8 protein-coding genes and 1 rRNA gene are annotated in these 9,915 nt (G+C 46.2%); all 9 read left to right on the top strand.

Annotation, left to right across the window (positions count from 1 at the left end):
- Positions 1-100, top strand: a 5S ribosomal RNA gene (gene rrf, locus KG118_RS09715); the annotation flags it as partial.
- Positions 101-392: 292 nt separating this feature from the next.
- Positions 393-983 carry a hypothetical protein gene (locus KG118_RS09710; RefSeq protein ID WP_117713194.1) on the top strand — a complete coding sequence of 197 codons (591 nt, stop codon included), beginning with the start codon at positions 393-395 and terminating at the stop codon, positions 981-983.
- Between the two features lie 14 nt (positions 984-997).
- Positions 998-1,837, top strand: coding sequence for a DUF2764 domain-containing protein (locus tag KG118_RS09705; protein WP_117713195.1), 840 nt, complete (start codon positions 998-1,000; stop codon positions 1,835-1,837).
- An 18-nt stretch (positions 1,838-1,855) separates the two neighbouring features.
- A complete protein-coding gene (locus KG118_RS09700) occupies positions 1,856-3,610 on the top strand; it encodes a V-type ATP synthase subunit A (RefSeq protein ID WP_117713196.1) in 1,755 nt (584 codons plus the stop codon).
- 8 nt (positions 3,611-3,618) lie between these two features.
- Positions 3,619-4,947 (top strand): V-type ATP synthase subunit B, encoded by a 1,329-nt coding sequence (locus KG118_RS09695; RefSeq protein WP_009123311.1) that lies wholly within the window; start codon positions 3,619-3,621, stop codon positions 4,945-4,947.
- A 32-nt stretch (positions 4,948-4,979) separates the two neighbouring features.
- Positions 4,980-5,585 carry a V-type ATP synthase subunit D gene (locus tag KG118_RS09690; RefSeq protein WP_117713197.1) on the top strand — a complete coding sequence of 202 codons (606 nt, stop codon included), beginning with the start codon at positions 4,980-4,982 and terminating at the stop codon, positions 5,583-5,585.
- On the top strand, positions 5,582-7,396 hold the full coding sequence (locus KG118_RS09685) for a V-type ATP synthase subunit I (RefSeq protein ID WP_117713198.1): 1,815 nt from the start codon (positions 5,582-5,584) through the stop codon (positions 7,394-7,396). Before KG118_RS09690 ends, KG118_RS09685 begins: the two co-directional genes overlap by 4 nt.
- A gap of 96 nt (positions 7,397-7,492) precedes the next feature.
- A complete protein-coding gene (locus KG118_RS09680; RefSeq protein ID WP_009123313.1) occupies positions 7,493-7,957 on the top strand; it encodes a V-type ATP synthase subunit K in 465 nt (154 codons plus the stop codon).
- Between the two features lie 286 nt (positions 7,958-8,243).
- Positions 8,244-9,908 carry a glycogen/starch synthase gene (locus KG118_RS09675; RefSeq protein ID WP_117713199.1) on the top strand — a complete coding sequence of 555 codons (1,665 nt, stop codon included), beginning with the start codon at positions 8,244-8,246 and terminating at the stop codon, positions 9,906-9,908.
- Positions 9,909-9,915 lie beyond the last annotated feature (7 nt).

The following is a 9,915-nucleotide window of genomic DNA, read 5'->3' as shown; positions in this document are numbered from 1 at the left end:
TAGCACCGGGGTTCCACCTCTTCCCATTCCGAACAGAGAAGTTAAGCCCGGTCACGCCGATGGTACTGCGTAACAGTGGGAGAGTAGGTAGTCGCCGTTTTAGAAGAAGCCTCCGTATCGGATGATACGGGGGCTTTATTCGTTTTAAGAACTTTTCATCCGCCTATTTTCCGGTTTAGTCCTTTATTTCTTTTTCCCTTGTTACTTTATTGTTATCTTTACAGAACAAAATTGGTGAAAAACGATGTTTTTTAGGAAAATGGGCTACTTTTATTTCATTCTTCTTGTCTAATATCAAATGGTTTTTCGTAATTTTGGCGTGAATCTAATAAGGAAAGAAAAAAATCATGCAATTAATATTGTAATAAATCATATAATAACTCCTGTAAAATATGGAAAACAAGATTCAAGAGCTAACCGATAAGATTTATCGTGAAGGGGTGGAAAAAGGTAATGAAGAAGCCCAAAAACTTATCGTAAAAGCTCAGGAAGAAGCCCGGAAAATTGTAGAGAATGCACAGAAAGAAGCTGACTCTATTGTGGCTACCGCTCGTAAATCTGCCGATGAACTGGCGGAGAATACCAAATCAGAGTTAAAACTGTTTGCCGGCCAGGCCGTGAATGCCTTGAAATCTGAAATCGCTACTTTGGTAACGGATAAGATTGTAAACGCTGACGTGAAAGCCTTTGCCGCAGACAAAGATTTCCTTAACGCCTTTATCGTGGCATTAGCGTCTAAGTGGAGCGTAAACGAGCCTATCGTAATTTCTACATCAGACGCGGAAGGCTTGAAGAAGTACTTCGCTGCCCAAGCAAAAGGGTTATTGGACAAGGGTGTGAAGATTGAGCAAGTGAACGGAATCAAGACGCTTTTCTCTGTTTCACCGGCCGACGGCTCTTATAAAGTGAACTTCGGTGAAGAAGAATTTATGAATTACTTCAAGGAATTCCTGCGTCCGCAATTAGTGGAAATGTTGTTTTAATTCCCTACAGGATTATGAGTAAATATTATTACTTGGTAGCCGGTTTGCCAGAACTCACTTTGGAGGATAGCAAATTGAGCTATACGGTAGCTGATTTCAAGACGGAACTGTATCCGGCTTTGTCTGAGGAGGATAGAAAGTTGATAGACTTGTTTTATCTTCAGTTCGACAATGCGAATGTCTTGAAATTATTGAAAGACAAGGACGCAGCTATAGATTCGCGGGGAAACTACTCGGCGGAAGAGTTGGCTGAGTACATTTCATTGCTGAAAGAAGGTGGTGAAGTCTCCGAACGTGTGTTCCCGTCTTACCTCTCTACTTTTATTTCCGAATATTTCAATCTGACCGCCGAAGATGACTTCTTGCATGAAGATCGCTTGGCGGCACTTTACTATGCCTATGCCATGAAGTGCAAGAATAAGTTTGTGTCTGCATGGTTTGGTTTTAATCTTGTGATAAATAATGTACTGGTTGCCTTGACGGCACGAAAGTTCAAGATGGATGTGTCTCCTCTGATAGTAGGGGATACGGAAGTCTGCGAGGCTTTGCGTACCTCCGGTGCACGCGATTTCGGATTGAGCGGTGAAGTGGAATGGTTGGATCTGCTGGTGAAAATCAGTGAAACGGAAGAACTGGTGGAACGGGAGAAAAAGATTGACCAATTGCGGTGGAACTGGATGGAGGAGGTAACCTTCTTCGACTACTTCACAGTGGAGCGTCTGTTCGTATTCTTGTTACAGCTTGAAATGATAGAGCGTTGGATTTCATTGGATAAAGAAAAGGGTAGCCAACTGTTCCGTAGCATCATTGCTACATTGAAGGATGAAGTGCAGATACCCGCAGAATTCAGATAAAATAAATTACATAATTATATGGCAACAAAAGGAACTGTTAGTGGCGTAATAGCCAACATGGTGACCCTCGTCGTTGACGGCCCTGTGGCGCAGAACGAGATTTGTTATATCTCGACCGGCGGAGACAGGCTGATGGCGGAGGTTATTAAGGTGGTAGGAACCCAGGTCTACGTACAGGTGTTTGAAAGCACCCGTGGACTGAAAGTGGGAGCCGAAGCCGAGTTTACCGGACATATGCTTGAAGTGACATTGGGTCCCGGTATGCTTTCTAAAAACTACGACGGTCTGCAAAACGACCTCGACAAAATGGATGGCGTTTTCCTGAAGCGCGGACAATATACGTATCCGTTGGATAAAGGAAGTAAGTGGCATTTCGTACCTCTGGCAAAAGCCGGCGACCAAGTGGAAGCCGCTGCATGGCTGGGACAGGTGGACGAGAACTTCCAGCCGCTGAAAATCATGGTTCCTTTCGAACAGAAAGGCGTATGCACCGTGAAGTCTATCGTAGAGGAAGGTGATTACGGCATTGAGGATACGATTGCTGTCCTGACTGACGAGGAAGGCAATGAGGTTAAAGTAAATATGATTCAGAAGTGGCCCGTAAAGCGTGCCATGACGAACTACAAAGAAAAACCGCGTCCTTTCAAATTATTGGAAACCGGTGTACGTGTGATTGATACTGTCAATCCGATAGTGGAAGGCGGTACGGGATTTATCCCCGGCCCGTTCGGTACAGGCAAGACGGTGCTTCAGCATGCCATCTCCAAACAAGCGGAAGCCGACATTGTAATCATTGCCGCCTGTGGTGAGCGTGCCAACGAGGTTGTGGAAATCTTTACGGAGTTCCCCGAATTGGTAGACCCGCATACAGGACGTAAGCTGATGGAACGTACCATTATCATTGCCAATACCTCTAATATGCCGGTAGCTGCCCGTGAAGCGTCTGTGTACACAGCCATGACGATTGCGGAATACTATCGCAGCATGGGATTGAAGGTGTTGTTGATGGCAGACTCCACTTCCCGTTGGGCTCAGGCATTGCGCGAGATGTCCAACCGTATGGAAGAGTTGCCCGGTCCCGACGCATTCCCTATGGACTTGTCTTCTATCATTTCCAACTTCTACGGCCGTGCCGGATACGTGAAGCTGAACAATGGCGAAACCGGTTCCATTACGTTCATCGGTACGGTATCTCCTGCCGGCGGTAACCTGAAAGAGCCCGTAACCGAGAATACCAAGAAGGTGGCCCGTTGTTTCTACGCTCTTGAACAAGACCGTGCGGATAAGAAGCGTTATCCTGCCGTAAACCCGATTGACTCGTATTCCAAATATATCGAATATCCCGAATTTGAGGATTATATAGCCAAACGTATCAACGGTGAATGGATTGGCAAGGTGAATGAAGTCAAGACCCGTCTGCAACGCGGTAAGGAAATTGCGGAACAAATCAATATTTTGGGTGATGACGGTGTGCCTGTAGAATATCACGTAATCTTCTGGAAGTCGGAACTGATTGACTTCGTTATCCTGCAACAGGATGCTTTCGATGAGATTGATGCCGTAACTCCCATGGAGCGTCAGGAGGATATTCTCAACATGGTAATTGACATCTGCCATACGGAATTTGAGTTCGACAACTTCAACGAGGTAATGGATTACTTCAAGAAGATGATTAACATCTGCAAACAGATGAACTATTCGAAATTCAAATCGGAAGAGTATGACAATTTCTACAAACAGTTGCAGGAATTGATTGAAGAACGTAAAGCATAAATAATAAGATGGCAACAAAAGCATTTCAAAAAATATATACTAAGATTACTCAGATTACGAAAGCCACGTGCTCGCTGAAAGCCACGGGGGTAGGGTATGATGAGTTGGCAACCGTAAACGGCAAGCTAGCCCAGGTGGTTAAGATTGCCGGTGACGATGTGACTTTGCAGGTGTTTGAGGGTACGGAAGGTATTCCCACCAATGCAGAGGTCGTGTTCTTGGGCAAGGCTCCTACAATCAAAGTGAGCGACCAGCTTGCCGGACGTTTCTTCAACGCTTTCGGTGATCCTATCGACGGCGGTCCGTCCATCGAAGGTCAGGAAGTGGAAATCGGCGGTCCGTCCGTAAATCCGGTACGCCGTAAACAACCTTCCGAGCTGATTGCAACCGGTATTGCAGGTATCGACCTGAACAACACACTGGTGTCCGGACAGAAAATCCCGTTCTTTGCAGACCCCGACCAGCCTTTCAACCAAGTGATGGCCAACGTGGCCTTGCGTGCGGAAACCGACAAGATTATCCTCGGCGGTATGGGTATGACGAATGACGACTACCTGTACTTCAAGAACGTATTCTCCAATGCTGGTGCGCTCGACCGTATCGTCAGCTTCATGAATACAACCGAAAACCCGCCCGTAGAACGTCTGCTGATTCCGGACATGGCACTGACTGCCGCCGAATATTTTGCGGTAAACAATAATGAAAAGGTACTGGTGTTGCTTACGGATATGACCTCTTATGCCGACGCATTGGCTATCGTGTCCAACCGTATGGACCAGATTCCGTCCAAAGATTCCATGCCGGGTTCTCTCTATTCGGATTTGGCGAAGATTTACGAGAAAGCAGTACAGTTCCCCAGCGGCGGTTCCATCACGATTATCGCCGTGACTACTTTGTCAGGTGGCGATATTACGCACGCTGTGCCTGATAATACGGGTTATATCACTGAGGGACAGTTGTTCCTCCGCCGCGACAGTGACATCGGCAAGGTTATCGTCGACCCGTTCCGTTCATTGTCACGTTTGAAACAGCTTGTTACGGGTAAGAAGACGCGTAAAGACCATCCGCAGGTGATGAATGCTGCCGTACGTCTGTATGCCGATGCCGCCAACGCCAAGACTAAACTTGAGAACGGTTTCGACCTGACAAACTACGACGAACGTACCCTCGCCTTTGCCAAGGACTACTCCAACCAGTTGCTGGCTATTGATGTAAACCTCGATACTACAGAAATGCTCGATGTAGCCTGGAGCTTGTTCGGTAAGTATTTCCGTCCGGAGGAAGTGAACATCAAGAAAGAACTTGTGGACGAATTCTGGCCTAAAGCCGAAAACTAATCACTAATAATTAATAATTAATCACTAACGAAGTGGCTATTAAGTTTCAATATAATAAAACGTCGCTCCAACAGCTGGAAAAGCAACTGAAAGTACGCGTGCGTACGCTCCCCATCATCAAGAACAAGGAGAGCGCCCTGCGTATGGAAGTGAAGCGCTGCAAAGCCGATGCTGCCGCACTGGATGCGAGGTTGGAAAAGGAAATCCAAGCTTATGAAGCCATGTTCGCCCTTTGGAATGAGTTTGACGCCTCATTGATAAAGGTCAGCGATGTTCATCTTGGTGTGAAGAAGATTGCCGGCGTAAGAGTGCCGTTGCTCGAGAATATAGATTTCGAGATACGCCCTTACAGCTTGTTCAATGCGCCCAAATGGTATGCAGACGGGTTGCACTTGCTCAAGGAACTGGCACACACGGCCATCGAACGGGAATTTACCGTTGCCAAGCTGAACTTGCTGGAACATGCGCGTAAAAAGACCACCCAAAAGGTGAATCTTTTTGAGAAAGTACAGATTCCGGGCTATCAGGATGCACTGCGCAAAATCAAACGATTTATGGAAGATGAGGAGAACCTCTCCAAGTCATCGCAGAAGATTATGAAGTCCCACCAAGAGAGAAGGAAGGAGACAGAAGCATGATTACAAAAATGAAGAAGCTCACGTTCCTTGTATATCATAAGGAGTACGAAGCATTCCTAAACGGTGTGCGCGACCTCGGTGTAGTACACGTGGCCGAGAAACAGCAAGGCGTGGCCGACAACACGGAGCTGCAGGATAGTATTCGCCTGTCCGCCCGTCTGCAAGCAACGGAGAAACTGTTGCAGGCGTTCAAACCCGCCAAACCGGTGGCTGCTGAGACACCCGCTTCGGCAATCCGTGGCTTGGAAGTGCTGAACGAAGCGGACGAACTGCAAGCTGAAAAGAATAAGTTGCAACAGCAATTGCAGGCCTATCAGAAGGAGAAAGCCGCTTTGGAACCTTGGGGTAACTTTGAACCTGCCGAGCTGTCGCGTCTGCACGATGCCGGGCTGACGGTGGGTTTTTACAGTTGTTCGGAAGGCAATTATGACGAAGCATGGGAAGCTACCTATAATGCAATGGTTATCAGTCGTCTGTCCTCACGCGTCTATTTCATTACCGTAACCAAGAATGCGGAAGAAGTAGATTTGGATGCAGAACAGGCAAAGCTGCCGCCTTATTCACTGGAACGCGTACAAGTTCTTTGTGACGAGACGGAACAGGCTTTGGCGGATAACGAGGAGAAACTGAAGGTACTTGCCGAAAAAGAAATTCCTTCGTTGCGTGCAGCCTTGAAAGAGGTGAACACCGATATGGAATTCTCCAAAGTAATGCTGAACACGGAATCTACGGCAGGAGAGAAGCTGATGCTGCTGCAAGGTTGGGCGCCGGCTTCCAATATAGAAGAGATTTCGGCATGGCTGGATGCGCAGCATGTGTATTACGAGGTTACCTCTCCCGTGCCGGGCGACAATGTACCTATCCGGTTGAACAACAAAGGTTTCTTTGCATGGTTCGAGCCGATATGCAAGCTCTATATGCTGCCCAAGTATAACGAACTGGACCTGACGCCGTTCTTTGCACCTTTCTTTATGGTGTTCTTCGGCTTATGTCTGGGAGACTCCGGTTACGGATTATTCCTGTTTCTCGGAGCAACCCTGTATCGTCTGTTCGCCAAGAATATCAGTGCGACGATGAAGCCTATCCTCTCATTGATACAAGTATTGGCGGCATCCACCTTCTTCTGCGGATTGTTGACAGGAACGTTCTTCGGAGCAAATATCTACGATATCAACCTGCCTTTCTTCCAAAAGATGAAAGAACATTTGTTCATGGACAATAACGATATGTTCCAGCTGTCATTGATACTCGGTGCGATACAGATTCTGTTCGGTATGGTGCTGAAGGCGGTGAATCAAGCCATTCAGTTCGGGTTCAAGTATGCCGTAGCTACGATTGGTTGGATTATATTATTGGTTTCCTGCGGAGCGGGGGCATTGTTGCCGGAAGTTATGCCGTTGGGCGGTACAGTCCACTTGTGCATCCTCGGTGTGGCGGCAGCTATGATATTCCTCTACAATAGTCCGGGAAAGAATATATTCCTCAATATCGGTCTCGGATTCTGGGATTCCTATAATATGGCGACGGGATTACTCGGTGATGTGCTGTCATATGTACGTCTGTTTGCACTCGGACTCTCAGGCGGTATCCTTGCCGGTGTGTTCAACAGTCTGGCAGTGGGTATGAGCCCCGATAATGTCATTGCAGGACCGATTGTAATGGTACTGATATTCGTCATCGGCCATGCCATCAATATCTTTATGAACGTGCTTGGTGCGATGGTTCACCCCATGCGTCTGACCTTCGTAGAGTTTTTCAAGAATTCCGGTTACGAAGGAGGAGGTAAAGAATATAAGCCGTTTAAAAATTAAGAATTAAAAACATGAAAGAAAGGCTGCACGGAAATGGGGCAGTCTTCATAAAGAGTAACAAATAAAAATATAAACAATAAAAAAACGAATAAGATTATGGAAATGAATTTATTGATTGCCTATATTGGCATTGCAGTGATGGTTGGTTTGTCAGGTATCGGTAGTGCCTATGGTGTGACAATTGCCGGTAATGCAGCTATCGGCGCATTGAAGAAGAATGACGGTGCGTTCGGTAACTTCTTGGTATTGACGGCGCTTCCCGGTACTCAGGGTTTGTATGGCTTTGCCGGTTACTTTATGTTTCAGACTATTTTCGGTCTTCTTACTCCGGATATGACAGCTATTCAGGCTGCGGCTATCTTGGGTGCCGGTATTGCTTTGGGATTGGTAGCCTTGTTCTCGGCTATCCGTCAGGGACAGGTTTGCGCCAATGGTATCGCAGCTATCGGTCAGGGACACGACGTGTTCAGCAATACGCTGATTCTTGCCGTATTCCCCGAACTTTACGCTATCGTGGCTTTGGCCGCTACTTTCTTGATTGGTAGTGCGCTGACAGCATAAATAATACGTTGATATTGACGGAAGCCCCGGAACTTCGCAAAGAAGTTCCGGGGCTTTTTGTATTTTCTTCCGTTTTTTCCGGATATTGTTCCGAACTTGTGTTTTTTTTCTTTGTGAAGGTAATCCTCGCTTTTCCCAGTATTGGCGGGCTTTTGTCGTTAACTATAACATTTATGCAAACGATTGTTTATGTACATTTAATCAGTTTTTTCGATTAAAAGGCTATTTTTCAAAGAATAATGCGTACTTTTGCAGCCGTAATTAAGATAAAGAGATTATAACATATATGGTTAAAGAACTACTTACCCCCGATTACATCTTCGAAGCGAGCTGGGAAGTATGTAATAAAGTAGGCGGTATCTATACAGTTTTGTCTACCAGAGCAAATACACTGCAGACAAAATTTCGTGATAGAGTGTTTTTTGTGGGTCCGGACTTTTGGCAAGGAAAAGAAAATCCCTTATTTATTGAGTCTGATAACCTTTGTGCCGCATGGAAAAAATATGCTATTGAAAAAGATAACCTTTCTGTTCGTGTAGGTCGTTGGAACATTCCGGGTGAGCCTATCGTTATATTGGTTGATTTCCAACCTTTCTTTACGCAAAAGAACGAAATTTATACGGAAATGTGGGAACACTATCAAGTGGACTCACTGCACGCATACGGTGACTACGATGAAGCCTCCATGTTTGCATATGCCACCGGAAAGGTCGTAGAAAGTTTCTATCGGTATAATTTGACAGAACAGGACAAGGTTGTATTCCAAGCACATGAGTGGATGACGGGTATGGCTGCGCTTTATTTGCAGACCGCCGTTCCCGAAATAGCTACGATATTCACTACACACGCCACCTCGATAGGTCGTTCTATCGCAGGTAATAACAAACCGCTATACGATTATCTTTTCGCTTACAACGGCGACCAAATGGCGCAGGAACTGAATATGGAGTCCAAGCATTCCATAGAGAAACAGACCGCCCATTACGTAGACTGTTTTACTACTGTAAGCGAAATCACCAATAACGAGTGTAAAGAACTGCTTGACAAGCCTGCAGATGTAATCCTGATGAACGGTTTCGAAGATGATTTCGTTCCGAAAGGTTCTACATTTACGGGCAAGCGCAAACGTGCACGTTCCACTATGTTACGTGTGGCCCAATGTCTTTTGGGACAGGCTTTTGATGACGACACGCTCATTATCGGAACCAGCGGCCGCTACGAGTTCAAGAACAAGGGAATCGATGTGTTCTTGGAATCATTGAACCGCCTGAACCGCGATAAGAACTTGAAGAAGAATGTACTGGCTTTCGTCAACGTTCCCAGTTGGGTGGGCGATCCCCGTGAAGACTTGCAGCAACGTCTGAAGAAGAAAGACGAACATTATACAACCCCTTTGGAAGTGCCTTTCATTACGCACTGGCTGCATAACATGACGCACGACCAAGTACTGGATATGCTAAAATACCTTGGTATGGGCAACCGTCCCGAAGATAAAGTGAAGGTAATTTTTGTTCCCTGCTATCAGGATGGCAAAGACGGCATTCTCAACAAGCATTATTACGACTTGATATTGGGAGAGGACCTCAGCGTTTATCCTTCCTATTATGAACCTTGGGGATATACCCCGTTGGAAAGCGTGGCTTTCCATGTGCCGACCATTACAACCGACCTTGCCGGCTTTGGACTTTGGGTGAACAGCCTCAAGAACCAGCATGGCATTAACGATGGGGTAGAGGTATTGCATCGCTCGGATTATAACTACTCCGAAGTGGCGGATGGTATTAGGGATACGATAGCCTTGTTCTCTACGAAAACAGATACGGAAATTAAAGAAATCCGTAAGCGTGCGGCACAAGTGGCGGAGCAGGCTTTATGGAAGCATTTTATACAATATTATTATGAAGCCTACGACCTTGCGTTGCGCAATGCGATGAAGCGTCAGTTGGGCTGATGGAAAA

Origin of the sequence: Bacteroides propionicigenes (assembly GCF_018390535.1) — a bacterium.
In the GTDB taxonomy this organism is placed as follows: Bacteria; Bacteroidota; Bacteroidia; order Bacteroidales; family Bacteroidaceae; genus Bacteroides; species Bacteroides propionicigenes.
Note: the sequence above shows the minus strand (reverse complement) of the source record. Positions and strands in the feature narration are given on the sequence as shown.